This is a genomic window from Celeribacter baekdonensis (assembly GCF_900102315.1).
Lineage (GTDB): Bacteria > Pseudomonadota > Alphaproteobacteria > Rhodobacterales > Rhodobacteraceae > Celeribacter > Celeribacter baekdonensis.
In genome coordinates this window covers 1-24,711 of sequence record NZ_FNBL01000007.1, presented here as the reverse complement: position 1 = coordinate 24,711, position 24,711 = coordinate 1, and the positions used below count along the sequence as shown (strand labels likewise).

The following is a 24,711-nucleotide window of genomic DNA, read 5'->3' as shown; positions in this document are numbered from 1 at the left end:
CCGATTTTACGCCCTGCCTCACAGGTTAGTGTTGGCGTGTGCCCTGACGATCAGGTAAATCTTGGGTTAAGATGAGAGCTGTACAAAGACGGCCCACCAAAATGATCTGGCGACCAATCGTCAGGCACTCAGGCAACGTTTTAAGCGGAACAAAAGAGCAGGTTCATGGACCAAAATACCCTTGCTATGGCGCAGGAGATCGATTTCTCCCTGCTGGCGCTTTTCATGCGCGCGACCTTCATTGTGAAAATCGTGATGATCCTATTGATCGTGGCCTCGTTTTGGTCATGGTCAATCATCGTGCAAAAATTCATCGCCTTTCGCAAAGCGCGCGCCGAAGCCGACGCGTTCGATCATTCGTTCTGGTCGGGCGAGCCTTTGGATGAGCTCTATGACCAGCTTCAGGGCAATCCTATCTCTGCACCCGAACGGGTGTTTGCCGCCGGGATGACCGAATGGCGGCGCTCGCACAAGGCCGACGGCGGGCTGATCGCGGGCGCGCAATCGCGCATTGATCGTTCCATGGATGTGGCGATTTCGAAAGAGGCCGAAAACATGAACGCGGGCCTGTCCTTCTTGGCCACGGTCGGCTCGACCGGGCCTTTTATTGGCCTGTTCGGCACGGTTTGGGGCATCAAAACCGCCTTTGAAGACATCGCCATGGCGCAATCGACCAACTTGGCCGTTGTGGCACCGGGGATTGCGGAGGCCTTGCTCGCCACCGCTTTGGGTCTTTTGGCCGCTATTCCGGCGGTGATTTTCTACAACAAACTCAACGCCGACAGCGACCGCATTTTGGGTGGGTATGAGGCCTTTGCCGACGAGTTCGCCACCATTCTCTCACGCGAATTGGACAGCTGAGATGGGCGCAGGTGTGGTTCAAAAGCAGGGCAAGGGAGGCCGTCGCGGCCGCCGTCGTCCGGCAGCGATGAGCGAGATCAACGTCACGCCCTTCGTCGACGTCATGTTGGTGCTGTTGATCATCTTCATGGTCGCGGCACCGATGATGACCGTGGGCGTGCCGATCGAGTTGCCAGAAACCGCCGCCACCGCCTTGCCGCAAGAGGAAGAGGAACCGTTGAGCATCACACTGACCGCCGATGGTCGGGTGTTGTTGATGTCCAATGAGGAAGATGAGGCCGATCTGGTGACGAAGTTGCGCGCGATTGCCGCAGAGCGTCAGGATGACAAGATTTTCCTGCGCGCCGACGGGTCGGTGACCTATGAGCGCGTGGCGCAGATCATGGGCGCGCTCAATGCTGCGGGCTTTCGCAAGATCGGTTTGGTGACGGAGCAGGGCGGTCCGCGCCTTGATGGGGCCGGAAACTAAAGGGCATATGGCGTGAACACAGGCCAATATATCTCCGGCGCGGGCCATTTGGGCCTCATTGCCTATATGATTTTCGGTGGGATGTTCCTCTCGCCGAAGCAAACGGAGTCCGTTGATGTTCAGGAAGTTGCGCTGATTTCGGAGGCGGAATTTGCCGCACTGAGCGCCACAAGCACTGCGCCCGACACGTTTGCCGAGGCCGAGGCATTGAAGGCCCCTGTGGCCGAAGCGGCGCCCGCGCCGACCCCCGTCGAGGACAGCACGCCCGAGGTTCAGCCCTCGGATGCGCCGCCGCCAGACGTGCCTGAGCCGCGCCCGGAGGTCAACGAGAGCTTGCCCGCACCGGTCAATGTCGATCCAACCCCGCCCAGCCCACAGGCCGAACCGGAACTCTCTCTGGAGGACCCCGGTGCGGGGCTGCCGGATAGTCCCGACCGCAAACCGACGCCGCGTCCGGTGCCGCGTATTTCCGATCAGGTCGTGTCCACGCCCGAGCCGCAGCCGGAGATTTCGGATGCCCCGGTTGAGGCCCCCTCTGACACGGCTGAGTCTGAGAAGGTCGTGGAGCAGACCCAGGAAAAAGCCGCGCCGCAAGAGACGACGACAGAGATTGTGACCGAGGCGGAAAAGCCGTCGGGCATGTCAACCTCGCCGCGGCCAAAATCCCGCCCGGCCAATTTGGCGGCGCAAGCTGCGGCGGCGCAAAAGCCGGCAGAGACGCCAAAGCCTGAGACGCCCAAACCTGCAACTCCCAAGCCTGAGACGCCGAAAACAGATCCGGCGGATGCTGTGGCCAATGCTGCCGCCGAGGCCGCCGCCGCTTTGGCCGCCGAAGCCGCCGAAACACCTGCCGCGCCGAAACGTCCGGTGGGGCCGCCCCTGACCGGCGGCGAGCGCGAAGGCATGCGCGTTGCGGTGTCGCAATGTTGGAACGTCGGCGCGATGTCGACGGATGCGATGCGCACCAAGATCACCGTCGGTGTCGCGATGAACGAAGATGGCACGCCGCAAGCCGGTTCCATCACCCTGTTGGGCCATGAGGGCGGCACCGATGCTGGCGCTCAAAGTGCCTTTGAAGTGGCGCGCCGCGCAATTATCCGCTGTGGCGCGCGTGGTTTTCCATTGCCGGTCGACAAGTATGACCATTGGCGCAATATCGAAATGACGTTCGATCCCGAACAGATGAGGTTTAAATGATACGCCCGCTTCCCTTTCGCCTGACGACACTGGCCGGTTCTTTGGTTTGCGCTCTGGCGCTGTCTTTCGGCACGGCCTCGCCCATGTTGGCGCAGGACCCCGGGCCGCTGCAACTCGACATCACGCGCGGGGTGATCGAGCCCTTGCCATTGGCGATCCCGGATTTCATTGCCGAGACACCACAGGCGGCGGAATACGCACAGCAGATTTCCGATGTGATTGCCGCCGATTTGGTGGGCACCGGGTTGTTCCGTGAAATCCCGCCGTCGGCGCATATTTCCAAGGTCACCAATTTCGCCTCCCCGGTACAATATGCCGATTGGAAAGCGATCAATGCGCAGGGGCTTGTGACCGGGGCCGTGGGCACGGACGCCGCGGGCAATCTTGTGGTGAAATTCCGGGTGTTCGATATTTACGCCGAAGCGCCTCTGGGCGGCGGTTTGCAGCTTGGCGGGTCCACCGCAAGTTGGCGTCGGATCGCCCATAAGGTCTCCGATGTGGTCTATTCCCGGATCACCGGCGAGGGCGGGTATTTCGACAGCAGGGTGGTGTTTGTCTCTGAGACCGGGCCAAAGAATGACCGCAAAAAACGCCTTGGGGTGATGGATTACGATGGCGCGGGTTTGCAATATCTGACGGATGACAGCTATATCGTCTTTGCGCCGCGCTTCTCGCCCACGGGCGACCGCGTGCTTTACACCTCTTATGAAACAGGCCGGCCGCAGATCACCATGCTGGATGTCGGCACCGTGACGCGCACGCGCTTGCCCGTGCCCGCCGAGGCCGTGACCTTTGCACCGCGTTTTGCCCCCGATGGTCAATCTATCGTCTATTCGATGTCCACGGGCACCAACACGGATCTTTACCGCATGGATATTGCCAGCGGCCAAACGACCCGGCTGACCAACACGCCCGCGATTGAAACCGCGCCGTCGTTTTCGCCGGACGGAGCGCAGATCGTGTTTGAATCGGATCGCTCTGGTACGCAGCAGCTTTACATCATGCCCGCAGGCGGCGGTGAGGCGCGGCGGATTTCCAATGGCAAGGGCCGGTATGGCACGCCCATCTGGTCGCCGCGCGGCGATTTGATTGCCTTCACCAAGCAAAACGAAGGTCGGTTCCACATCGGCGTGATGCGCACGGATGGCTCCGAAGAACGGCTTTTGACCGCATCTTTCCTGGACGAGGGGCCAAGCTGGGCCCCCAATGGCCGGGTGATCATGTTCACCCGCGAAAGTCAGGGCGCGGGCGGGGCCAGTGCGCTCTATTCGGTTGATATTTCGGGCCGCAACCTGAAACGCGTGCCGACCAATACCGGGGCGTCTGATCCCGCTTGGTCGCCGCTTTTGAAATAAACCCCGGACCTCTCCCCAAGGCCGGGTGAGAGTGCTATAGTCAGAAAAACAACAGTTTGAGCTTCCTCAAAGGATGATCCCAATGTCCACCATGTCTACGACACAGACCTCTAAATTCATGACCCGTTCCGTGCCTCGCGCCCTGTTTTTGGTCGCGGCTCTGGGCCTGACCGCCTGTACCAATCCGGGCCGTTTTGGGGATGGCGGCGCCGGTGCGGGCGCCAATGGTTATGGCGCGGATGGCGCGATGGCCGGCTCTGCCTCTGATCCGAAATCGGTTGCCTATTTCAACCAAACCGTGGGTGACCGCGTTTTGTTTGCCATCGACCAATCGACCCTCTCACCCGAGGCGCGCACGATTTTGGCAGGCCAAGCGACATGGCTTTTGGACAACCAAGCGTATAGTGCCATTATCGAAGGCCACGCCGACGAGCAGGGCACGCGCGATTATAACTTTGCACTCTCTGCCCGCCGCGCTGCCTCGGTTCAGGAATTCCTGATCAGCCAAGGCATCAACCCCTCGCGCCTCAAAACCATCCCCTATGGCAAAGAGCGCCCGCTTGCGGTCTGTTCGGATGAAAGCTGCTATTCGCAGAACCGTCGTGCTGTGACCGTCCTGGCGGCGGGCGCTGGCGTCAGCTGAACACGACAATAGAGAGAGGGCGAGAGCGATGAAACGCGTGATCTTTGGGGCGGCACTTGCCCTTTCTATGCTGGGCGGGGCGGGTTTTGCGCAAGAGGCCCAGACCTTGGCCGATATTCGCCAAGAAGCGGCGGTGCTGTCGGTCGAAATCGCCAAACTCAAACGCGAATTGTCCACCACAGGCGCGCCCAATACGCAATTTGCGGGCGCGTCCACGCTGGAACGTGTGGACCTGATGGAGGCGGCTTTGGCCAATCTCACGGCCAAGGTCGAAGGGTTGGAATTTCGCGTCGATCAGGTGGTGAAAGATGGCACCAATCAGTTGGACGATCTGAACTTTCGGCTCTGTGAATTGGAAAGCGGCTGTGACGTCGGATCTTTGCCGCCGCTCACGCCTCTCGGCGGAGCCACGGGGGCAAGCGATGTGGTTGTCACCGGACCGGGGTCTGAACCCGCGATGGAGGGCGGCGGCGATTTGGCGATGGCCGAACAATCCGATTATGATGCGGCCATGGCGCTTTACACCAATGGTGAATACGCGCAGGCCGCCACGGCATTTGCCAATTTTGCCCAAAGCTACACCGGCGGATACCTGACCGGAGAGGCGCATTTTATGCGCGGTGAATCCTATGCGGCCTTGGGCCAAACGGCGGATGCGGCCCGCGCCTATCTCGATAGTTTTTCCGGCAGCCCCGAAGGCGAGCGCGCGCCAGAGGCGCTTTTGCGTTTGGCCGGGTCTTTGGGCACGCTCGGGCAGGTTGACAAAGGCTGTGTGATGTACGGCGAGGTGCAATCACGCTTTGCGGGGTCGGACGCAGCCGCTGCTGCCGTGAGCGAGGCTCAGGCGCTTGGCTGTCAGTAAGGCCAATGTAAGAAACCCGTCAAAAGGGGCAGGGCTCCGATGAGTGAGGTCACCGCAAAGCAGGCGATGCTCAAGCATTTCGTGGCCACCGCCTTCGCCTATGACAAGCCCGACCAGCTTGCCGTGGCGGTGTCGGGTGGCGGTGACAGCATGGCTTTGCTGCATCTGATGGCGGAATGGGCCGAGGAAGAGAAAATCCGCCTTTGGGCCGTGACGGTCAATCATGGGCTGCGGCCCGAGGCCGCTGAGGAAGCGCGGTTTGTCTCTGAGGTGGCGCAAAAGCTTCAGGTCAAACACACCACGCTCACCTGGTCCGGCTGGAGCGGGCAGGGCAATCTGCAAGACGCCGCCCGTCGTGCGCGCTACCGTTTGATGGCGGATTGGGCCAAGGCAGAGGGTATCAATACCATTGCTCTGGCGCACACCGCCGACGATCAGGCGGAGACGTTTTTTATGCGCCTTGCGCGCGCTTCGGGGATCGACGGGTTGACCGGGATGCAGCGCCGAAGGGTCTCGGACGGGATCACATGGGTGCGGCCTTTGTTGATGCAGGAGCGGTTTGAACTGCGGCAATATCTGCGCGATCTGCGTCAGCCGTGGATTGATGATCCAAGCAATGACAACGAAGCCTTTGACCGGATCAAGGCCCGCCGCGCCATGGAAGAACTCAGCAAACTCGGCATCGACATCCACGTTGTTGGCCGGGTGATGGACCATTTGGGACAGGTGCGATCGGCGCTTGATTTCGCCACGCATGACCATGCGCTCGACTGTGTGAGCGAAGATCAGGGCGATTTGATCCTCAATCGACGCCGTTTTGCCGAGGGTGCGCCGGAAATAAACCGGCGTCTTGTCGCCCATGCCCTGCGGTGGATTGCCTCGGCTGACTACGGTCCAAGGGGCATGAAACTACAAGAATTCCTGTCTGCGATGATGCGCGGGCGCGATGCGACCCTGCATGGCGTGCGGCTTTTGGGCGGCAAAGAGAGCTTTCGATTGACCCGCGAACATGCCGCCGTGGCGCATACTGTGGCGGTTCCGGGGGCGGTTTGGGATGGGCGCTGGATCGTTGAAGGTATTGAGGATAAAGGACTAATCGTGCGTGCCCTGGGTCAGGACGGGTTGTTGCAACTGGGGGAGTTGCCTGACGGTGCGCCGCCGCGCGAAACGCTTTCGGCTTCGCCTGCGGTGTTTGACGGCAATACGTTGATTTCAGCCCCGCTTGTGCGTTACGGCCCCGCCACCTTGCGGTTGGCCCAGCCAAAAGGCGACTTTTTTACAACGCTTTTATCGCATTGAACTTAGCCGCCCGATGCCTATTTTAGAGGAAAGGCTTTCGCGCAAGCGGGGGCGTCCAAAATTTCGAGGAGATCCCCCTTGGGTAACGCACGCAATCTTGCCTTCTGGCTCGTGCTTCTGATGCTCGTTCTGGCGCTGTTTCAGGTGCTGGGCGGCAATCAATCGTCAATGTCATCTGACGTTGTGTCCTATTCCGAGTTCATGTCGAAGGTTGATGATGGCTCTGTCTCTGCGGTCGATATTGACGGCGAGCGGGTCTATTTCACCGGCGAAGACAACCGTCGCAAATATGCGATCAACCCGGGTGACAACACCTTGGTCAAAGAATTGGTCGACAAAGGCGTGACGGTGAAAGGCGAGCCGCAGGAAGAAAGCGGGTTGATGCCGATCCTGATTTCCTTCCTGCCGTTCATCTTGATCATCGGTGTTTGGATTTTCTTCATGAACCGGATGCAGGGCGGCGGCAAAGGCGGCGCGATGGGGTTTGGCAAATCGAAAGCCAAACTTTTGACCGAAAAGCATGGCCGCGTGACCTTTGATGATGTCGCGGGCATTGATGAGGCGAAAGAGGAACTCGAAGAGATCGTCGAATTCCTGCGCAACCCGCAAAAATTCTCGGCCCTTGGTGGTAAAATCCCGAAAGGCGCTTTGCTTGTTGGTCCTCCGGGCACGGGTAAAACCCTTTTGGCGCGGGCCATTGCCGGCGAAGCGGGTGTGCCGTTCTTTACCATCTCCGGCTCTGACTTTGTTGAGATGTTCGTCGGTGTCGGTGCAAGCCGGGTGCGCGACATGTTTGAACAGGGTAAGAAAAACGCCCCCTGTATCGTGTTTATTGACGAGATCGACGCCGTCGGTCGCTCGCGTGGCGCAGGCTACGGTGGCGGCAATGATGAGCGCGAACAGACGCTGAACCAGTTGCTTGTGGAAATGGACGGGTTTGAGGCCAACGAAGGCATCATCATCGTTGCCGCAACCAACCGCCCTGACGTGTTGGACCCGGCGCTGTTGCGTCCCGGTCGTTTTGACCGTCAGGTGCAAGTGCCGAACCCGGACATCAAAGGCCGCGAGAAAATCCTCGCCGTGCATGCGCGCAAAGTGCCGCTGGGTGCCAATGTCGACCTGCGCATCATCGCGCGCGGCACGCCGGGCTTTTCCGGTGCTGATCTGGCCAACCTTGTGAACGAGGCGGCTTTGACCGCCGCGCGCATTGGTCGTCGTCAGGTGATGATGGAAGATTTCGAGAACGCCAAGGACAAGGTCATGATGGGGGCGGAGCGTCGCTCCATGGTGATGACCGAGGACGAGAAAAAACTGACCGCCTATCACGAAGCGGGCCACGCCATTGTCGGCCTCAACGTGCCGCAGCATGATCCGATCCACAAAGCGACGATCATCCCGCGCGGTCGGGCCTTGGGTCTGGTTCTGTCTTTGCCAGAACGCGATCAGCTTTCGGTCAGCTACACCAAATACACCTCTAAAATCGCCATGGCGATGGGGGGTCGTGTGGCCGAAGAACTGATCTTTGGCAAAGAAAACGTCACCTCCGGCGCGTCTTCTGACATCCAACAGGCCTCGCGGATTGCCCGCGCCATGGTCACGCAATTCGGCTTTTCCGAAGAGCTGGGCTATGTCGATTACGCCAATGAACAAGACAGTTATCTTGGCAATTACGGCGGTGGCACCAACCATTCTGGTGCGACGCAAAAGCTGATCGACGATAAAGTCAAAGAGATCGTCGACACCGGCTATGCCACGGCAAAACGCATCCTGACCGAGAAGGCACATGAGCTTGAAAATCTCGCGCAGGGGCTTTTGGAATACGAGACCCTCACGGGCGTTGAGATCCAGAAAGTGATCGCAGGCGAGCCGCTCAATCGCGGTGACGATGACGACAGCTCAACCGGGCTTGGCAATACACCCTCTGTGATGGCGATTCCGAAGACGACGAAAAAGCCAAAAGACGACAGCGGGATGGAACCTGAACCCACCGCATGAACCTTAAAAAACCAAAGAAACCGCGCCCGTGAGAGGCGCGGTTTTTCTTTGGGCGACAAGTGGGCGTGCGGGGCTTTCGCCTTTTGGCCTCGCATGCTAAAGCGCGTTTGAAAGGACCCTCATGACTCTCAAGCCCCCCAAAGACATTGCGACCATGGCCGAGTTGCGCCAGCAGATCGACCAGATTGATCGCAAGCTGATTGCGCTTTTGGCGACCCGTCAGTCCCATGTCGACCGCGCCGCAGAATTGAAGCCCGGCGAGGGGATGGTTGCGCGGATTGAGACGCGGGTGTCGGAGGTTTTGGACCGAGTGGCCCAGAGCGCGCAGGAGGCCGGGTTTGACCCCGATCTGGCGCGCGGGATGTGGTCCCAGATGATCGAAGCCATGATCGCACGCGAAGAGCGCGTGATCGGAACCGGAGAAGAGTAGATGAGTGCAACCTTGATCGACGGAAAAGTCTTTGCCGCCTCCGTGCGTGACAAAGTCGCGACCCATGTGGCCCGCCTCAAAGAGGCGATGGGGGTGACGCCGGGACTGGCCGTTGTGCTGGTGGGCGATGACCCCGCCTCCGAGGTCTATGTGCGCTCCAAGGGCAAAATGACCGTCGAAGTGGGGATGAACTCCTATGAGCACAAACTCCCCGCCGAGACCTCTGAAGTCGATCTTTTGGCGCTGATCGAGGCGCTCAATGCCGATAAAGATGTGCATGGCATCCTCGTGCAATTGCCGCTGCCTGACCATCTCAACGAGGCTTTGGTGATCAACGCGATTGACCCGGCCAAGGATGTCGATGGGTTTCATATTTCCAACGTCGGCCTGTTGAGCACCGGACAAAAGGCCATGGTGCCCTGTACGCCGCTTGGGTGTTTGATGATGCTGCGTGATCATCATGGATCGCTGTCGGGGCTCAATGCCGTGGTGATTGGCCGTTCGAATATCGTCGGCAAACCGATGGCGCAACTTTTGCTTGGCGATAGCTGCACCGTCACCATCGCCCATTCGCGGACCAAGGATTTGCCTGAGGTCGTGCGCCGCGCCGACATCGTGGTGGCCGCCGTGGGGCGGGCAAATTTTGTCCAAGGCGATTGGATCAAACCGGGTGCCACGGTGATTGATGTGGGCATCAACCGCATTCCTGCGCCCGAAAAAGGCGCGGGCAAATCGCGGCTTGTCGGTGATGTCGATTTCACCTCTGCCTCTACGGTTGCAGGTGCGATCACCCCGGTTCCGGGCGGCGTCGGCCCGATGACCATCGCCTGCCTTCTGGCCAACACCTTGACCGCCTGCTGCCGCAGTCACGGCTTTGCCGAACCCGAAGGCCTCACCGCCTGAGCCGGCGTTTTAGAGGCCCCGAGGGGCCTCTTTTCCCTCATTCAATGGGTGTAAGACTGCGCATTGTCGCGCGGACCACCTCGGGCAGCGACGTATCCGCGCCCTCCGGTGCGGCGTCCAGCGCGCAGGTGACATCCTTGACCAAAATGCCCAGCGTATTGTCCGGCTCAAACCCGTGTTTGGCAAATTCGATCTGATCGAAGCGCGAGGTAAACCAATTTTGCCCTGTTGCAGTTTCGATCAGGCCCAAAAGTTTGTCGCGATCGACGCCGGTCTGATCAGCCCAGTCCAACACCAGCCGCGACATGGCGGTGTGCGAGGCACAGAGCAGGTTGTTCAACACTTTTGTTTGCATCCCGTCGCCAAAATCGCCCATGTGGTGAATGTTTTGCCCCATCGCCTCAAGCAGTGGCATCAACGCGGCCACCTCCGCCTCTTCCCCGCCGATCATAAAGGCCAACGTGCCCTCGCGTGCACCCACTTCGGCCCCCGACATCGGCGCATCGACAAGTGCGATATGGGCGGGGACGCGGGTGCGTAGGCCGCGCACATAGTTGGGGGAGAGCGTGGAGCAAATCACCACGGTTTTCAAATGCGGCGCGCGGCTGACAAACCCTTGCGTGCCAAACAGAACCTCGTCGGTCTGATCCGCATCGCGCACCACGGTGAGCAAGGTCTCAAGCTCGGCGGCAAAGGCGGCCACATCTGAGGTGACGGGCAGGGTGGGAAAGTTGCTTTCGGGGCGGATGTCAAAGCCGCCCACGTCAATTCCCGCTGCGCGCATATTGGCCAGCATCCCGCTGCCCATCCGGCCCACACCGGCAATGCCGATTTTCGTCATACAATATCCTCCCTAAGTTGCGGAAAGGATGACCGCGCCGCGTTGCTTTGAAAAGCGAAACCTGCGCTTCTTTTGTCCGAAAATATCCCGGGGGTCTGCGGGGGCTGGCCCCCGCATCCTGCCTCAATGCGCGAAGTCGCTTTCTTCCACGAACATGTTCGCCCATGCACGGTCGATCAGCTCTGGCGTCATCTGGTAGGGGATGCCCTCGAATTCGCAGATCGAAATGATCTGATCAATCAAAAATGTCGGCTGATAATTGGCGTAGACATTGTCGATGGTCGGGTATTTGGTTTTCAACAGGTAAAGCAAAGAGGCTTCATCCAGCGGCATCTTTTTCCTGCGGGCAACCATGGCAAAGATTTTGAGAAAGCCCGCCTGATCCGGCCCGTCGATTTTGATTTTATAGAAAATCCGGCGCAAAGCGGCGGTATCAAAGATTTTGTTCGGGTGGAAGTTGGTGGAAAAAATCACCAAAGTGTCAAACGGCACTTCGAATTTTTCCCCCGATTGCAGCGCCAGAATATCTTTGTTCTCCTCAAGCGGCACGATCCAACGGTTGACCAGTTTTTGCGGCGCTTCCTCTTGGCGACCAAGGTCATCGACGATGAAAATCCCGCCGGTGGATTTGAGCTGAAGCGGTGCCTGGTAGGTGCGCGCAGTCGGGTTGTAGACGAGATCCAACATGTCGAGCGACAGCTCGCCGCCCGTGATCACCGAAGGCCGTTCACAGCGCACATAGCGACGATCAAATCGGTTGGCGGTACGACGCAGAGCGGTGGCCTCATCCTCGGCCTCCTCGCGTTTCACATGCATCAACGGGTCATAGACCGTGATGACCGAACCGTTATATTCAATCGCGCGCGGCACATAGATCAGATCGCCAAGGGCGTCACGAATGCCGTTTGAGATCGACGATTTCCCGTTGCCCGGAGGTCCGTACATCAGGATCGAACGGCCCGCACCGACCGCAGGCCCCAGTTGGTCCAACAGCATTGGCGGCAAGATCAGATGCCCCATCGCCCCCAAAAGCGCATCTCGCGTGACCTTCATATTGCGAACCGATTGGCGTTTGACCTGTTCGGCATAGACCTCAAGCGGGATCGGCATCGCGCCGTAATATTCGGACTGTGACAGCGCGTCCAAAGCGCGCGCCTTGCCGGTGTCCGAAAGGCGAAACCCCATTTCAGACCCCGCGCCCGCGTGCAATGTGCCGGTGGCTTCGATCAAACCCTGTTCGCGCGCGGTGTCGACCAAAATCTGGGTCACAGAGACCGGCAGGGCCAGAGCGGAGGCCAGGCGAGAGACCTGTTCGAGATGGGTGCGAAACATGGTTTTCAACACGATGTCCCGCATCATCACCGGGGACAGGCCGGTGTCACTGACCTGACGCGGGGCGGGTGGGGCGATCACATTGGGCGTGGTTTCCATGTTCATCTGATGCTCTGATCCCTCGGTCGCACTGGCAGACCCCTTTGGTGGGGGTTCGGATGTTTCTTGGCGCAACTGTACGAATCCCCGCGTCCAAATGCCAACATTTTCACGCGCGCGACCCGAGTGGCCTTTGCATTTCGAGTGTTTGATCATAACCTTTCGCAAAAATGAATGAGGCAGGTCCGATGACGAAGATTTCCCCGCTAAAATACGCGGCATTTCTCGCGATTTTGATCCTTATCTTTGGCGGTGTGGGGCTTGCCAAGGGTGGGCTGTACATCGGGCGGCATGAGGGCGACACGGCGCATATGATCGAGATCGTGTTGCGGATGCTCACAGGCCAGGTGCCGCATCTCGATTTTTCAACGCCGATCGGAATTTTCGCGTTTTTGCCGGCTGTGGGCTTTGCCAAGGCGGGTCTCGGGCTTGGCCAGGCGTTTATTGCAGGGCAGGTTTTGGTCGCTGTGCTTTTGGCACCACTGATCGGGCGCGTGGCTGTCTCGCGGCTCTCTGGTCTGACCGCTTGGGGCTTTGGCTTTGTGACGGTGAGCATGGTCCTGTCCTTGGTGCATGGCGAAAACATCACCGCGCTTTCGGTCTCGATGTATTACAATCGCTGGGCTTGGGCTGCGGCGTTTATTGCCATTCTTTTGGCCGCGTTGCCGCCGCATGACGACGCAAAGGCTCCGAGGATGGACGGGGTGCTGGACGGGATGATCGTGGGCGCGATGCTGGCCGCTTTGGCGCTTTTGAAACCCACATATTTTGTTGCTTTCGTTGCGCCGATTGCATTCGCTTTTGTGCTGCGCGGCGCATGGCGCAGCCTTTGGGTCGGGGTGCTCACCGGGGGGGTGATTGCGGGCGTGATGGTGGCGATTTATGGCGTCGATTTCTTTCCGGCCTATGTAAGTGATCTGTTGTCCGTGACCCGCTCAGACACCCGCGCCGCCCCCGGTGCGCCACTGATGGAGGTGATCAATGGGCCACGCTTTATGATCGGCTCTTTGGCGCTGATCCTGTCGGTGATCGTGCTCAGGCAAGCCGGGCAGGACCGGGCGGGTTTGGTGCTGTTTCTGTTGGCACCGGGCTTTGTCTATGTCACCTATCAGAACTTTGGAAATGATCCCAAATGGTTGATGTTGCTGGCCATTTACCTCTTGGCGCTGCGCCCTGAGAAAGGTCGGCGGGTGGTGTTCAATGCCGATGCGCGCAATGCCGTGGCGGGGCTGGCTTTGGTCTCTTTCGCGCTGATCACTCCGTCGTTTCAAAACATCGTCACCAGCCCGTTTCGCCACCTCGCCACCAAGGCCCTGGACTATGCGCCACAGTTTAAAACCCGCGCCGAGCTGCGCGACGTCTTTGTCAAAACGCAACGCACGGCGACGGTTTTGGGCCGAGTGGTGATGGTTGATGATTTGCCGCAACTTGCGCCTTATGTGGTCGAAGATGACCTGTTCAAACCGGTGACGTTTTTGGGCGAGACCCTGCCGCGCTGCACCCTGCAATCGGGCGATGTGGCGATGCACAGCTATATGGCGGATCGGCTGAAACAGCCGCCGTTCAACTTTCCCCAGGACAGCCAGTTTTTTGTCGCCGATATTGCCTCTGGCATTTGGATTTTGGGCGGGTTTGAGCCGCTCAAAGGCGGCGCACCGTGGTATTATTCGGGCACGCCGGGGATTGAGAATGCCGATGCCATCATCATACCGACTTGCCCGTTGGATGCCGAAATCGAACGCAATGCTTTGGCGGCGCTTGAGACCGCGGGGCTGGTGCTGCGTCCGCCGCTGCGCGACGATACGATGTTGGTCTATCCGATTGTGAAGTGAGGATCAGAGAAAGGCCGCAAGCGCCAGATAGCAGATCACCGTGCCCGCAAGCGCCAATCCCATCGGGAATTTCTTGTGTTCCCACGACACCCAATCCGGGGTGGCACGGCGCACAACGGGCATTGCGCGCAAGGCCCGGTGCGCCAAAAACGCGCCCAGTAGAAACGCCGCAAACAGCGACAGGACCAGCGTGGCATCGGCAAGCGGGATGAACATCGACATGGCGGCGGCAAATTTACCGTCACCCGCGCCAACGCCCAGATAGGCAAAGGCCAACATGCCGACGAAATACATCACAAAGCCATGGGCAAAGCCCCAAAGATAGGTCTCAAACGGCACAACAAAGGGACCGAGGATCACATAAATCAGCCCCAAAGCCACAACCACAGGGTTTGGCAATTTCATCCGTTTCAAATCATTGAAGGCGGCGATGAAAGACACGAAAGCGACCGGCAGCAAAAACCAAAGCGCAGCCGAGGCGGGCAGGGTGATCATCATCTGCGGTTTAGAGGTTTGAGACGTTGGATTCGAGCGCGCGCAGGCTGCGCACAGCGGCTTCGAAATGCTGCGGATGGGTGTCGATGGCCTCTTTGATCAACCCTTTGCCGATGGTCACATCGCCCGCTTTCACCGCCGCAAGGCCGAGGGTGTAAAGCAACTGCGCCCGCTCCACTTGCGTGGCTTCCATCACCGGCAAATCGTATTTGCCCTGCGCGCCACGGGCGAGGATCAGGTTGTTTTTGGCGGTGAACAGCGAGGGATCATAGGTGATCGCCTGAGCAAAGAGTTTTTCGGCCTCTTTGTAATCGCCACGGGTCAGTTTCGAATAGCCCCAGTTGTTCAGAACACCGGAGGGTTTCGTGGTCAGGCCAACGGCGGTCTGATAGAAACTATCGGCGTTTTTCCATTCCTGGTTGCTGTCGGCCACCATCGCTTCTAGGCGGTAACGTTTGTAGGTTTCATGGGTCGGCGGCACGCTGTCAAGCTGTGCTTCGGCGCCTTTCCAGTCCCCGGTGCGGATCAAGGCATCGGCATAATCCACGCGGTCGTTCAAGGTGGACTCTTTATGGGTGATCAGGGTTCCCCAGGTTTTCACCGCAGCCTCATTTTGACCAGCCCGGACAAAGGACATGGCCAAGCCGCGCTGAAGATCAATCCGGTCCGGGTTTTCACTTGAGGCGCGCATGAAATAGGACACGGCCTCGTTCGGGTCGGCCGCATTCAGCATGATGTCGGACAGGCCTGTGCCATCAATCGCGTTGACCGAAGTGTCCGCGCGCCGCACATCGCCCCCAAAGGGCTTTTGACAGGCCGAAAGGGCGAGACTGCCGACAACCGCGAGGGAAATCACGCAAATATTGCGATTGAAAATCGTGTTCATGGTGCCTGCCACCTCTTTTTAACTGCTCTGCTTACGTCTTGTCGGTTTTTGTCAGGCCGGTCCGTTTTCGGATCTCAGGCCCACCGTTTAACGCGCAAGGATAAGATACTCTCCTGTCCCGCGTCGCACCAAGACGAAATCGCTCTCATCCTCGGGAATATACGCAGGATTTTCCAATTTTGCGAGCGCCAAGCGTAAATTATCGCGAATTTCGGCAGATTGGCCACTGTCGAGCGCATAGGCGGTGCGAAACACCCGCTCGGCTTCGCCATATTGGCCGGTCTCCATCAACACGACACCGAGGTTGTTCCAGGCGGGCACAAAGTCATCTTCGATTTTGATGGCTTTGCGCAGATCGCTTTCGGCTTGCCCCAAACGCCCCAGCCGCAGTTTGGCGGAGCCAATGGCGGAGAGCGTGTCGACGGTCATGCCTTGGTGGGCGGCGGCGCGGTAATAGGCCTTGAGCGCCAACTCATATTCGCCCGCCGCCATCAGGCGATGACCAACCAAAAGCCCGTCAACCGAGGCCTCAGAGGTTTTGACGCCGACCGGGGCATAGGGACCCGCGTCTTTCAAAGGTTTCAGGCCGTCGGTGCCACAGGCGGACAGCACGGCGATCAGCGAGACGGCCAGAAGGGGCATGGCGAGCGCGCCGCCCGGTGTCCGAAAGGGGCGACGCGAAAAGCGGTGAGACATGGTGTCCCTTATTGGTTGCGGCGGCTTTATGGCGAGATCAGAATTCGGTCTCGTTGAGCAGCGTGTAGATGTCATAGACCGACGGGCCGATCAAAATGATCAACAGTGGCGGCACGGTCAACATCATTGTGGCAAGGGTCATCTTGGTAGGCAACTTGTTTGCGGTCTCTTCGGCGCGCATCACACGTTTATCCCGCATTTCTCCCGCATAAATTCGAAGCGCATCGGCGATCGAGGTGCCGAATTGTTGCGACTGGATCAGGACGGTGACGAAAGAGGCCACATCGGCCACACCGCAGCGTTCGGCCATGTCTTTGAGCACGACGGATTTGTCTTTACCGGCTTTGATCTCATAGGACACAATTTCAAATTCATCTGCAAGCGCAGGAAAGCCGGAGCGGATTTCACGGGCCACCCGGATGATGGATTGGTCAAGCGATTGCCCGGCTTCGACACAGACCAGCATCAAATCGAGCGCATCAGGAAAGCCGTTGATGATTTCCTCTTTGCGCGCTTCGATCCGGCGGGTGACCCAATATTTTGGCGCCATATAGCCGATACAGGCGGGCAAAAGCACGGTCAGGATCAGGGATTTCGGCGTCATGTCCTGTTGGGTGGATTTGAGCATGGCGTAGAGCACGCCAAAGGCCAAAGCGCCGAGGCCAAGGGCAAATTGCGAGAAGTGAAAGATCCGCACAGCGTTTTTGGAACGATAGCCGGCTTGGATCATCTTGAGCTGAGCGGCAGAATATTCTTCTTCGTTTTGTGGTTCAAGAAAGGCGGAATATTTGGCCAGAGACGCGCCCTTGCTGTTGTCCGTGCGCAGTCTGGCAGCCTTTTTGCCGCCATTGGGTTTGGCCGCCTCCGATTGCGCGCGCAGGCGATCCATCGGGTCGTTCTTTTTCTTCAAAAGTGACGGCAGGGCGACCAAAATCAGCACGGCCCCCAAGGTGCCGATCAGGATCAGCGGACCAAAAGGGCCAAGTTGATCGCCGAGGATGGATGTGAAAATCTGTTGCATGATCTGTGTCCTGTCCGTGTCAAACCTTGATGTTCACAAGGGAACGCATGACGAAAAGATTGGCGATGAGAAAGCCCGCGACGACCAGACAGGCGGGGATAAAGACCGCAGTGTCTTTGACGGTGTCAAAGTAGGTGGGTTTGGTCACCGAGATCAGGATGAGCGCGCCGACCGGGAAGGCCGACAAGAAATTGCCCGACCATTTCGCCTCGGCGGTGATGGCTTTTACCCGGCGGAACAGTTTGAAGCGCGAGCGGATCACTTTCGAGAGACCTTCGAGCACCTCGGCCAAGTTGCCGCCCGATTGCTGTTGGATCGCCACGGCGACGGCCAAAAAACGCAAATCCTGCATATCGAGCCGCTCGGCCATGTCCTTGAGCGCTTCCCCAACGTCACGCCCATAGGCGGACTCATCCGCGATGACGCCCATTTCGGTGCCCAAAGGATCGGGCACTTCTTTGGCGACAATCGTCAAGGCGTTGGAAAACGGGTGGCCCACACGCAAGGAGCGCACCATCAATTCGACCGCATCGGGCAGTTGCTCTTCGATCATGGCAAGGCGCTTTTTGGCCTTGCCTTGAATCCAAACGAACACGCCGCCGACCCCCATGGCGACCGACACGGCGACGCGGATCGGTGCGGAGGTCGCGGTCCCGATCGAGAGACCGACAAAGGCGACCATGCCCAAAAAGCCCATCAGCATGATCAGTTGCGGCGGCGAAAAGGCGATATTTGCCTTTTGGGCCTTTTCGGCCAGGATCGAATAAAGCGGGATTTGCCGCGATTGCAGGTGTTGACCCATCTCTTTGCGCAGTTGATTGAGCACAGCTTCGCGGTCGCCCGTGCCTTTTTCCAAAAGCTCAAAACGGCGGTTCACCTTGGAGTTCAGCGAAATGGATTTGCCGAACACCGTCAGATAAATCCCCTCAACCAAAAGGAGCACGGCGATGAAAATGACGCCGTAGATGAGCGGTTCTATGGACAGGACCATGGTGTCAAACTCCTATATCAGCGGGGGGTTGTGGGTTCAAAAATGGAATGCGGCAGATCATAGCCCCACATGCGGAAGCGCTCGGAAAAGTGGCTGCGCACGCCGGTTGCGGTGAAGTGGCCGATGATTTTATTGTCTGGCGTCAGCCCGGTGCGTTGAAAGCGGAACACTTCCTGCATGGAAATCACATCGCCTTCCATCCCGGTGATCTCGGTGATCGAAACCATGCGGCGTGAGCCGTCTTGTAGGCGCGAGGCCTGCACGATCAGGTTCACAGCCGAAGAGATTTGCGAACGCACCGCCTTGAGCGGCATTTCGATCCCGGCCATGGCGATCATGTTTTCCAGACGCGACACACCATCGCGCGCCGAGTTGGCGTGGATCGTGGTCATCGACCCATCGTGGCCGGTGTTCATCGCCTGCAACATGTCGATCACCTCTTCGCCACGGGTTTCCCCGACGATGATCCGGTCCGGGCGCATCCGCAAAGCGTTGCGCAGACAGTCGCGCTGGGTCACGGCACCTTTGCCCTCGACGTTGGCCGGACGGCTTTCCATCCGACCGACATGGGTCTGTTGCAATTGAAGTTCGGCGGTGTCCTCGATGGTCAGGATGCGTTCGTCATTGTCGATGAACGAGGAGAGCGCGTTGAGCGTGGTGGTTTTCCCCGACCCCGTCCCGCCTGACACGATGACATTGAGGCGGGTCGAGACGGCGGCCTGAAGATAGGCGGCCATTTCTTCGGTGAACGCGCCAAAGCGGACCAGATCGTCAATCGCCAGTTTTTCTTTTTTGAACTTACGAATGGAGACGAGCGACCCGTCCACGGCCACGGGCGGCACCATGGCGTTGAAACGCGACCCATCTGCGAGACGGGCGTCAACATAGGGGTTGGATTCATCGACCCGGCGCCCCACGGCGGAGACGATTTTGTCGATGATCCGCAACAGGTGCTTTTCGTCTTTGAACGTGACGTCCGACAGCATCAGCTTGCCGTTGCGTTCGACGAAAATCTGTTGCGGGCCGTTGACCAGAATATCGTTGACCGTGTCGTCTTTCAAAAGCGTTTCAAGCGGGCCGAGGCCGCGCACCTCGTCATAGAGGTCCTGATTGAGTGACAGGCGCTCTTCGCGGTTCAGAACCAAACCCTGATCGGCCAAAAATTCCGCAGTGATTTCAGTGATTTCCGCCCGAAGTTCCTTTTCACCCGCGGTTTCCAAGGCACCCAGGTTGAGGTCTTCCAACAGGCGCTTGTGCATCTCGACCTTGATGTCGCTCAGGCGTTCCTTGCGGCGGCGTTCCTTGTCCTGCGGCACGACCTGTGCGGCTTGGGTGGATTCGCGACGCAGGGACTTGGAAACTGTGGCCTCTTTCGGCGCAGGTGCGGCAGGGGCAGGATCGGACGGTTTGGCGGCGCGCGTTTGGGCCACCGATTTTGCAACCAGTTCGGCCTTTTGGGTCTCGGACTTTTTGTATCTCGAAAACATCTGATCGTTCCTCAAGGCCCCGGCGGGGGCGTTTTTTATTCCGCAGCTTCAAGCTGTTCGGTTTGATGCGCGTGAATGGACGCGGCAAGTTTTTGGATCTCTTTGCGCAGCGGGTTCTTGGTGGCTTCAATGCCCAAAGGCAGACCCTGATCACAGGAATCGCGCACCGGGCGACCGCCGTCGGGGAATTGCACATCCACCGAAATCTCAAGGTTCTCGGCCATGCGTTTGGTGCGCGCTTTGGCCGAAAGATCCATGCTTTTGGGCGCACGGTTGAGCAGGAAGCGCAGTTTCTCAAACGGCAATTCTTCGGCGCGCAAAGCGGTGCGTAGGCGCAAAATATTTTGGGCCGAGCGCAGGTCCAACTCAAAGGGGGCAAAGTAAAAATCGGCGGCGTTGAGCACGGTTTCGGTCCAGCTCACCAGCACTGTTGGCATGTCGATCACGACATAATCAAACAGCGCACGCGCCTTGGCCAAAAGCCGTTCCACATCCTGCGCCTCAATGAAATCGAGCGGCAGGATTTCCGGTGGTGCGGTGAGAACCGACAATTTATCGTTGAAATTCATCAACGCGCCCTTAAAGGCATCGTCATCCATGATGTCGGTGGAGGACAAAAGCTCATACACGGCCTCGCGGCGTGGCAGGTCGAGGTAGGTCGAGACCGAACCGTATTGCAGGTTGAAATCCATCAACAGCACGCGCGGTTGCGGGCCTTTCTTTTCGATATTCGCCAATTCCCACGCCAGGTTTACGGCGATGGTCGAGGCCCCGGCACCCCCGGCTACGGATTGCACCGGCAAGACAATGCCATTGGCGCCTTTTGGCGCGGCGGGGGCGGGGCGTGTGGCGTCGATAAAATCGACGGCTGCGACCTTGCGCGGGGCATCAAGGCGCAGGATAGCGTCGTGGAGCGCGTTTTCGGGAAGCGGGTAGGGGATGAAATCTTCGGCCCCCAATTGCAACAATTGGTGCAGCGCCATCGGCGAGACTTCGTCGGCGATCAGGATGACCTTAACGCCTTGAATTTTCGCTGATTTGATCAAGTCGGCGATCATGGCCAAAAGGCCTTCGTCCTCTTGATCAAGGGCGATGGCGACAAATTTCAACCCGCCGCTTTCTGGCTGGCGGAAAAACTGTCTGGCATCCTCAAAGGAAAGATCGCCCCAGGATTCCCCCAGTTCGCTTTCCATGTCTTCGATCAAAAGATCGAAGTTTTGCACGTCCCGGCTGACGGTACAGGCCACAAGTGGGGCCGGGTCGTTGTGCAATGCAGTTTCACTCGTCATTGCTTTTATGCGTCCTTTTATAGAACGCCAGCGTCACATGAGACGAGATCTTTCAAGTGAAAAGCCCGGCTCTGATCCTCTGGCGCGTATGCCCGACTCGATTGTCGGACAGACTGCTCCCATTGAGGATAAGATGCCGGGCAACTGGGGCAACAATAGGGCCGAAATCGCGTAATAATTCGCTAATTCGGGACGATGTTGCCGATTGCTTACTGACCTGGGTCGATTTCACGCGCGCCGAAATCGACCAGTTCGGACGGTGCCGTGGCGCTTTCGATATATTCGCGGTGAATGATCTCGGCGTAACGGCTGTCCATGACCAGTTTGGCAGTTTCTACAAAACCAGAAACTTCGGTCACAGTGCGGCGGTTCTTGCGCTCTGGGTCCTGCGTCACGATCAGCGGTTGGGTTTCGCCATAAGACACCATCGCCTCAAGTCGCGCGCGCGAAATGCCGTTGCGGGCGAGTTCCGCGACCACGGCTTTGGCGCGTCTGAGGCCGAGTGACTTGTTGTAGGCGTCAGAGCCGACAAGGTCGGTGTGACCATAGACGCGGAATCGCACTTCGGGGAATTGCGCCATATAACGCGCCTGTTTGCGGATTGCATCGCGCGCCGCGCCATCCAAGATCGCCGAGTTGAATTCGAAATTCACGGTTGTCGGCACTTCGGCGGCAAAGCGTTCATTCAAATCAATCACATAGCTGAGTTGCCCGGTTTGCACGAGCGTGTTGTTCATGGTCGAATTGCCAAAGGTGCCATCGTCGACATAGCCGCCGGCCTCTTGATACCAAGAGGAAAAGGCTTTTTGATCGGTACAGGCAGCAAAGGCGAGAAGGGCAGAACCCGCGAGTGTCAGTTTTACAGTCAAGCGCATGTTCTTACTCCATCACATAGCCGTAGGACCCGGAGAAATCCTGTTTTGCCACTTCAGCGGCGGCGCCGGATTTGGGGGCCGAGGTGCCGCCAAAGGTTTTGCCAAACAGGAACAAATCGCTTTCGGTCGGGATTTTGACCCGGTCTGTCGGAAGCGCGAGGGCCATGCTGTTGACGGGGGTGACAAGATGGGCGGTGACGATGATCACCAGTTCAGACTGACGACGCGAATAATCGGTGGAGCGGAACAGCGCCCCCAAAACCGGGATGTCACCCAACCATGGCACCTGACCGACGAGATCTTCGAAATCGTCTTGCAACAGGCCAGCGATGGCAAAGCTCTGCCCATCGCGCAATTCGACCGTTGTTGAGGTTTCGCGGCGTTTGAAGGAGTTGAGGGTAAAGCCATCGACCGAATAGTTGACGGTGGAGTCCACACCCGACACGGCGGCGCGCATTTCAAGGTTGATCTGGTCGCCATTGACCACCCGCGGGATGAATTCAAGTTCAACACCAAAGGGTTTGTAGTCGATGTAGATGCCGTCATTGTCCGACACCGGGATCGGATATTCGCCACCGGCCAGAAATTTGGCCTGTTGACCTGAAAGCGCGGTCAGGTTGGGCTCGGCCAGGGTGCGCACGACGCCTTTTTCTTCCATGGCTTCCAGCAGGATCGACAATTCCGTGCCACCAATAGAGCCGCCGATGGTCATCGCGCCAAGCGTGCCTTCTTTGACCATAACCGCGCCGTTCTCTGTGATCTTGGTCGGCGTGTTGTCCGCACTTAGCCAGGTGCCCGTGCTGCTGCCGATGTTCGGGCCGATGGAATTGATCGAGGCGGACAGATTTTTCGACACGGAGCGCGACATTTCGGCAAAGCGCACCTTCAACATCACCTGTTGGGTGCCGCCGATGTTCAACAGATTGGACACGCGACCCGGCGCATAGCGTTCGGCCAGCTCAACCGCGCGCTCCATCATCGTCACCGAGGTGATCACGCCCGACAAAACGATGCCGTCATTGGCCGTGCGCACTTCGATCTTTTCGTTCGGCATGATCTGACGCAGACGCTCTTTGAATTCGGTGACATCGGGGGTCACCTGAATTTGCACGTTGGTGATCAGCGATCCGTCCGGGCCCAAAAGCGTCATGGTCGTCAACCCCGGAGACCGGCCCAACACATAGATCGAGCGATCCGAGAGGGTCGAGATATCCGCGATTTCGGCATTGGCCACAGAAATTTCCGCGAAAGGTTCGTCACTTTCGACCACGACCGCGCGGTTCATGGGCACGTTTAGAACGCCCGAGGGAGAGCCGGTCATGACACGAAGTTTGTCTGCAAAAGCCCCTTGGGTCATTGCACCGATAACAGCACACCCCAAAAGGGCTGCCTTAAACATATTCAACATTTTCATGTGATCCTGCCTCTGTCGACCACGCCTCAAAATCGGACTCTTTCGGTCCACTTGCGGGAACCATGTGTTAATTTGCGTTTTTTTGCAAGAATCAATCTGTTGAACGCTGTTTGTGATGTGGATAAGTCACAAGGTTTGTGTGAAATAGTGAGTGTTATCGAGCAAGTGCCGAAAAAAGGCGGCTGGGTATCCCGCCGCCTTTGGTCTTTTGAGCTGCCTGATCAGTTTGAACAGGGGATCGGCATTTCGATGATCTCTGCGCCTTTGCGGGTCCGTACCGTGCACACCTGATCTTTCGGCTTTTCGGCAATGATCTGTTCTTCAGCAATGCCCAAAAGCGTGCGCTGATCCACTTCGACGCCGCCGACGACCGTATCGTCATTGCGTCCGACCAGCGAGAGGGACAAACGGCCGGAGCTTTGAGCGGTGGCCAGCCCTGCGACTTGGGTGGGGGTGGCTTCGACGGTGACGGTGCGGGCGATGGTGGAGGATTGGCGTTCGCCATTTGCGGTCTGATCAACGGCCACCAACGGGATCGAGGTCAGGATCAATTTGGTCGAGTCTGAGTTGGACCCCGGCAATTGACCGGTCCAATAGATGTCAACACGGTCGCCTGGGCGCAGCAGACCAGAGACGCCTGTCGACACGTCCACCTTGATCGCAAAAGCCCGCATCCCTTTCGACAGGCGCGTGGCCACGCCGGCATCTTCGCCAGGGGCGCTCAACTTGACCGCCATCAGCGGTTCCATCGGCTCAATGGCACGCAAAGCGACGCGGGGCGTATCCGGGCCTTCGGGGAAAAGGTCTTCTTCGGTGCGATACACACCCTCGGGCATGGCTTCGACCGGCCATCTGACCTTTTTGACCATCTCTGGCGTGATCGGGTCGCCAAAGTTGATCAAGGCAGAGGTGACAAAAATCTCCTCCGTTTGGATCATCTGGGCCCGCATCTCTTTTTCGCGGTTCAACTCGGCCTGATAGGTGGACATATATCCTCGGGTCATATGGACGGCGAACCCGGCCAATCCGATCCCAATCACGAGAACCAATCCGAAAATAATACGCATCATGTCTTTCCTTTGCTTCCGGGGTTTGAGGTCGCTTTCAGCGGCCACCCCTTATGCTCCATCCAGCCACCGTGCCGATCAAATGCGGCATTTTGGTGATCGCGGGGCGGCGAGGATGTGAATTTTTTCGTGTTTCGGGACAAAGCGGGTAAAAGGGCCGGGTTGTCTTTTTACCAAGGCGCAGGTTCAAAGCGCAGATCCATGCCGCGACTTTGCGCAATAGGAAAGCCGCGCCCTGTCCCAGAGCGCGGCTTTTGATTTTGTCGCCATGGCCCGAGGGCCAGAGTGTTTAGTAAGCCACAACAGAGCGTGTTGCGAGATCGCCGGAAATGGTGTTGCCGAGCGCTTTGGTGCCGCCGGACACGGAGGTCA

Annotated in this window: 23 protein-coding genes; 11 read left to right on the top strand and 12 right to left on the bottom strand. The window is 58.3% G+C overall.

The genetic code is table 11. From position 1 onward, the window contains the following. The first annotated feature begins 165 nt into the window (after positions 1–165). From tolQ to folD, 10 genes are all read left to right on the top strand, one after another. Positions 166–861, top strand: a complete 696-nt coding sequence (gene tolQ, locus BLT54_RS12500; RefSeq protein ID WP_074645509.1) for a protein TolQ — start codon at positions 166–168, stop codon at positions 859–861. Between the two features lies 1 nt (position 862). Continuing rightward, positions 863–1,330 carry a protein TolR gene (tolR, locus tag BLT54_RS12495; RefSeq protein WP_074645506.1) on the top strand — a complete coding sequence of 156 codons (468 nt, stop codon included), beginning with the start codon at positions 863–865 and terminating at the stop codon, positions 1,328–1,330. 12 nt (positions 1,331–1,342) lie between these two features. Further along, positions 1,343–2,527 carry a hypothetical protein gene (locus BLT54_RS12490; RefSeq protein WP_074645504.1) on the top strand — a complete coding sequence of 395 codons (1,185 nt, stop codon included), beginning with the start codon at positions 1,343–1,345 and terminating at the stop codon, positions 2,525–2,527. Then, entirely contained in the window at positions 2,524–3,882 is a 1,359-nt protein-coding gene (tolB, locus tag BLT54_RS12485; RefSeq protein WP_074645502.1) for a Tol-Pal system beta propeller repeat protein TolB, read from the top strand. The genes BLT54_RS12490 and tolB overlap by 4 nt, the downstream gene beginning before the upstream one ends. Positions 3,883–4,000: 118 nt before the next feature. Continuing rightward, positions 4,001–4,525 carry an OmpA family protein gene (locus BLT54_RS12480; RefSeq protein WP_074645825.1) on the top strand — a complete coding sequence of 175 codons (525 nt, stop codon included), beginning with the start codon at positions 4,001–4,003 and terminating at the stop codon, positions 4,523–4,525. Positions 4,526–4,553: 28 nt separating this feature from the next. Continuing rightward, positions 4,554–5,387: a tol-pal system protein YbgF gene (ybgF, locus tag BLT54_RS12475; RefSeq protein ID WP_074645499.1), complete on the top strand. Its 834-nt coding sequence runs from the start codon at positions 4,554–4,556 to the stop codon at positions 5,385–5,387. Between the two features lie 39 nt (positions 5,388–5,426). Next, positions 5,427–6,686, top strand: a complete 1,260-nt coding sequence (gene tilS / locus BLT54_RS12470) for a tRNA lysidine(34) synthetase TilS (RefSeq protein ID WP_083351805.1) — start codon at positions 5,427–5,429, stop codon at positions 6,684–6,686. 78 nt (positions 6,687–6,764) lie between these two features. Beyond that, on the top strand, positions 6,765–8,681 hold the full coding sequence (gene ftsH, locus BLT54_RS12465) for an ATP-dependent zinc metalloprotease FtsH (protein WP_074645497.1): 1,917 nt from the start codon (positions 6,765–6,767) through the stop codon (positions 8,679–8,681). 121 nt (positions 8,682–8,802) lie between these two features. Then, positions 8,803–9,111, top strand: coding sequence for a chorismate mutase (locus tag BLT54_RS12460; RefSeq protein ID WP_074645494.1), 309 nt, complete (start codon positions 8,803–8,805; stop codon positions 9,109–9,111). Continuing rightward, on the top strand, positions 9,112–10,014 hold the full coding sequence (folD, locus tag BLT54_RS12455) for a bifunctional methylenetetrahydrofolate dehydrogenase/methenyltetrahydrofolate cyclohydrolase FolD (protein ID WP_074645492.1): 903 nt from the start codon (positions 9,112–9,114) through the stop codon (positions 10,012–10,014). A gap of 37 nt (positions 10,015–10,051) precedes the next feature. Here the strand turns inward: folD and BLT54_RS12450 are convergent, their stop codons facing one another. Further along, positions 10,052–10,855, bottom strand: coding sequence for an NAD(P)-dependent oxidoreductase (locus BLT54_RS12450; RefSeq protein WP_074645490.1), 804 nt, complete (start codon positions 10,853–10,855; stop codon positions 10,052–10,054). A gap of 123 nt (positions 10,856–10,978) precedes the next feature. After that, a complete protein-coding gene (locus BLT54_RS12445; protein WP_074645823.1) occupies positions 10,979–12,292 on the bottom strand; it encodes an ATPase in 1,314 nt (437 codons plus the stop codon). Between the two features lie 182 nt (positions 12,293–12,474). Here BLT54_RS12445 and BLT54_RS12440 point away from each other — a divergent pair, with 182 nt between their 5' ends. Continuing rightward, a complete protein-coding gene (locus BLT54_RS12440) occupies positions 12,475–14,118 on the top strand; it encodes a hypothetical protein (protein ID WP_074645487.1) in 1,644 nt (547 codons plus the stop codon). A 3-nt stretch (positions 14,119–14,121) separates the two neighbouring features. Here BLT54_RS12440 and BLT54_RS12435 read toward each other — a convergent pair whose 3' ends face one another. The 10 genes from BLT54_RS12435 to cpaB all read right to left on the bottom strand — a co-directional run bounded on the left by BLT54_RS12435 (position 14,122) and on the right by cpaB (position 24,339). After that, positions 14,122–14,616, bottom strand: coding sequence for an A24 family peptidase (locus BLT54_RS12435; protein ID WP_245708004.1), 495 nt, complete (start codon positions 14,614–14,616; stop codon positions 14,122–14,124). 7 nt (positions 14,617–14,623) lie between these two features. Beyond that, on the bottom strand, positions 14,624–15,499 hold the full coding sequence (locus BLT54_RS12430) for a tetratricopeptide repeat protein (protein WP_074645483.1): 876 nt from the start codon (positions 15,497–15,499) through the stop codon (positions 14,624–14,626). Positions 15,500–15,586: 87 nt separating this feature from the next. Next, the gene (locus BLT54_RS12425) at positions 15,587–16,195 is read right to left on the bottom strand and encodes a tetratricopeptide repeat protein (RefSeq protein ID WP_083351804.1); all 609 of its coding nucleotides are present in this window, start codon (positions 16,193–16,195) and stop codon (positions 15,587–15,589) included. A gap of 37 nt (positions 16,196–16,232) precedes the next feature. Beyond that, entirely contained in the window at positions 16,233–17,216 is a 984-nt protein-coding gene (locus tag BLT54_RS12420; protein WP_074645481.1) for a type II secretion system F family protein, read from the bottom strand. Between the two features lie 19 nt (positions 17,217–17,235). Beyond that, positions 17,236–18,207: a type II secretion system F family protein gene (locus tag BLT54_RS12415; protein ID WP_176832883.1), complete on the bottom strand. Its 972-nt coding sequence runs from the start codon at positions 18,205–18,207 to the stop codon at positions 17,236–17,238. A gap of 17 nt (positions 18,208–18,224) precedes the next feature. Then, complete coding sequence (locus BLT54_RS12410) at positions 18,225–19,694, bottom strand: TadA family conjugal transfer-associated ATPase (RefSeq protein ID WP_074645478.1); 1,470 nt, start codon at positions 19,692–19,694, stop codon at positions 18,225–18,227. Positions 19,695–19,729: 35 nt separating this feature from the next. Then, positions 19,730–20,983 carry a CpaE/TadZ family protein gene (locus tag BLT54_RS12405; protein ID WP_074645476.1) on the bottom strand — a complete coding sequence of 418 codons (1,254 nt, stop codon included), beginning with the start codon at positions 20,981–20,983 and terminating at the stop codon, positions 19,730–19,732. Positions 20,984–21,192: 209 nt separating this feature from the next. Next, positions 21,193–21,858, bottom strand: coding sequence for an OmpA family protein (locus BLT54_RS12400; RefSeq protein WP_074645472.1), 666 nt, complete (start codon positions 21,856–21,858; stop codon positions 21,193–21,195). Between the two features lie 4 nt (positions 21,859–21,862). After that, on the bottom strand, positions 21,863–23,272 hold the full coding sequence (locus tag BLT54_RS12395; RefSeq protein WP_074645470.1) for a type II and III secretion system protein family protein: 1,410 nt from the start codon (positions 23,270–23,272) through the stop codon (positions 21,863–21,865). Between the two features lie 221 nt (positions 23,273–23,493). Next, positions 23,494–24,339, bottom strand: a complete 846-nt coding sequence (gene cpaB / locus BLT54_RS12390; protein WP_074645820.1) for a Flp pilus assembly protein CpaB — start codon at positions 24,337–24,339, stop codon at positions 23,494–23,496. Between the last annotated feature and the right edge of the window lie 372 nt (positions 24,340–24,711).

Excerpts from the sequence above, each read along its gene's own strand:
- BLT54_RS12480 (WP_074645825.1), top strand. The coding sequence starts at position 4,001 with ATGACCCGTTCCGTGCCTCGCGCCCTGTTTTTGGTCGCGGCTCTGGGC.
- BLT54_RS12410 (WP_074645478.1), bottom strand. The coding sequence starts at position 19,694 with ATGTTTTCGAGATACAAAAAGTCCGAGACCCAAAAGGCCGAACTGGTT.
- BLT54_RS12450 (WP_074645490.1), bottom strand. The coding sequence starts at position 10,855 with ATGACGAAAATCGGCATTGCCGGTGTGGGCCGGATGGGCAGCGGGATG.
- BLT54_RS12430 (WP_074645483.1), bottom strand. The coding sequence starts at position 15,499 with ATGAACACGATTTTCAATCGCAATATTTGCGTGATTTCCCTCGCGGTT.
- ybgF (WP_074645499.1), top strand. The coding sequence starts at position 4,554 with ATGAAACGCGTGATCTTTGGGGCGGCACTTGCCCTTTCTATGCTGGGC.
- BLT54_RS12440 (WP_074645487.1), top strand. The coding sequence starts at position 12,475 with ATGACGAAGATTTCCCCGCTAAAATACGCGGCATTTCTCGCGATTTTG.
- BLT54_RS12400 (WP_074645472.1), bottom strand. The coding sequence starts at position 21,858 with ATGCGCTTGACTGTAAAACTGACACTCGCGGGTTCTGCCCTTCTCGCC.
- cpaB (WP_074645820.1), bottom strand. The coding sequence starts at position 24,339 with ATGCGTATTATTTTCGGATTGGTTCTCGTGATTGGGATCGGATTGGCC.
- BLT54_RS12445 (WP_074645823.1), bottom strand. The coding sequence starts at position 12,292 with ATGAACATGGAAACCACGCCCAATGTGATCGCCCCACCCGCCCCGCGT.
- folD (WP_074645492.1), top strand. The coding sequence starts at position 9,112 with ATGAGTGCAACCTTGATCGACGGAAAAGTCTTTGCCGCCTCCGTGCGT.
- BLT54_RS12425 (WP_083351804.1), bottom strand. The coding sequence starts at position 16,195 with ATGTCTCACCGCTTTTCGCGTCGCCCCTTTCGGACACCGGGCGGCGCG.
- BLT54_RS12415 (WP_176832883.1), bottom strand. The coding sequence starts at position 18,207 with ATGGTCCTGTCCATAGAACCGCTCATCTACGGCGTCATTTTCATCGCC.
- tolR (WP_074645506.1), top strand. The coding sequence starts at position 863 with ATGGGCGCAGGTGTGGTTCAAAAGCAGGGCAAGGGAGGCCGTCGCGGC.
- BLT54_RS12395 (WP_074645470.1), bottom strand. The coding sequence starts at position 23,272 with ATGAAAATGTTGAATATGTTTAAGGCAGCCCTTTTGGGGTGTGCTGTT.
- tilS (WP_083351805.1), top strand. The coding sequence starts at position 5,427 with ATGAGTGAGGTCACCGCAAAGCAGGCGATGCTCAAGCATTTCGTGGCC.
- BLT54_RS12435 (WP_245708004.1), bottom strand. The coding sequence starts at position 14,616 with ATGATGATCACCCTGCCCGCCTCGGCTGCGCTTTGGTTTTTGCTGCCG.
- tolQ (WP_074645509.1), top strand. The coding sequence starts at position 166 with ATGGACCAAAATACCCTTGCTATGGCGCAGGAGATCGATTTCTCCCTG.
- BLT54_RS12405 (WP_074645476.1), bottom strand. The coding sequence starts at position 20,983 with ATGACGAGTGAAACTGCATTGCACAACGACCCGGCCCCACTTGTGGCC.
- tolB (WP_074645502.1), top strand. The coding sequence starts at position 2,524 with ATGATACGCCCGCTTCCCTTTCGCCTGACGACACTGGCCGGTTCTTTG.
- BLT54_RS12420 (WP_074645481.1), bottom strand. The coding sequence starts at position 17,216 with ATGCAACAGATTTTCACATCCATCCTCGGCGATCAACTTGGCCCTTTT.
- BLT54_RS12460 (WP_074645494.1), top strand. The coding sequence starts at position 8,803 with ATGACTCTCAAGCCCCCCAAAGACATTGCGACCATGGCCGAGTTGCGC.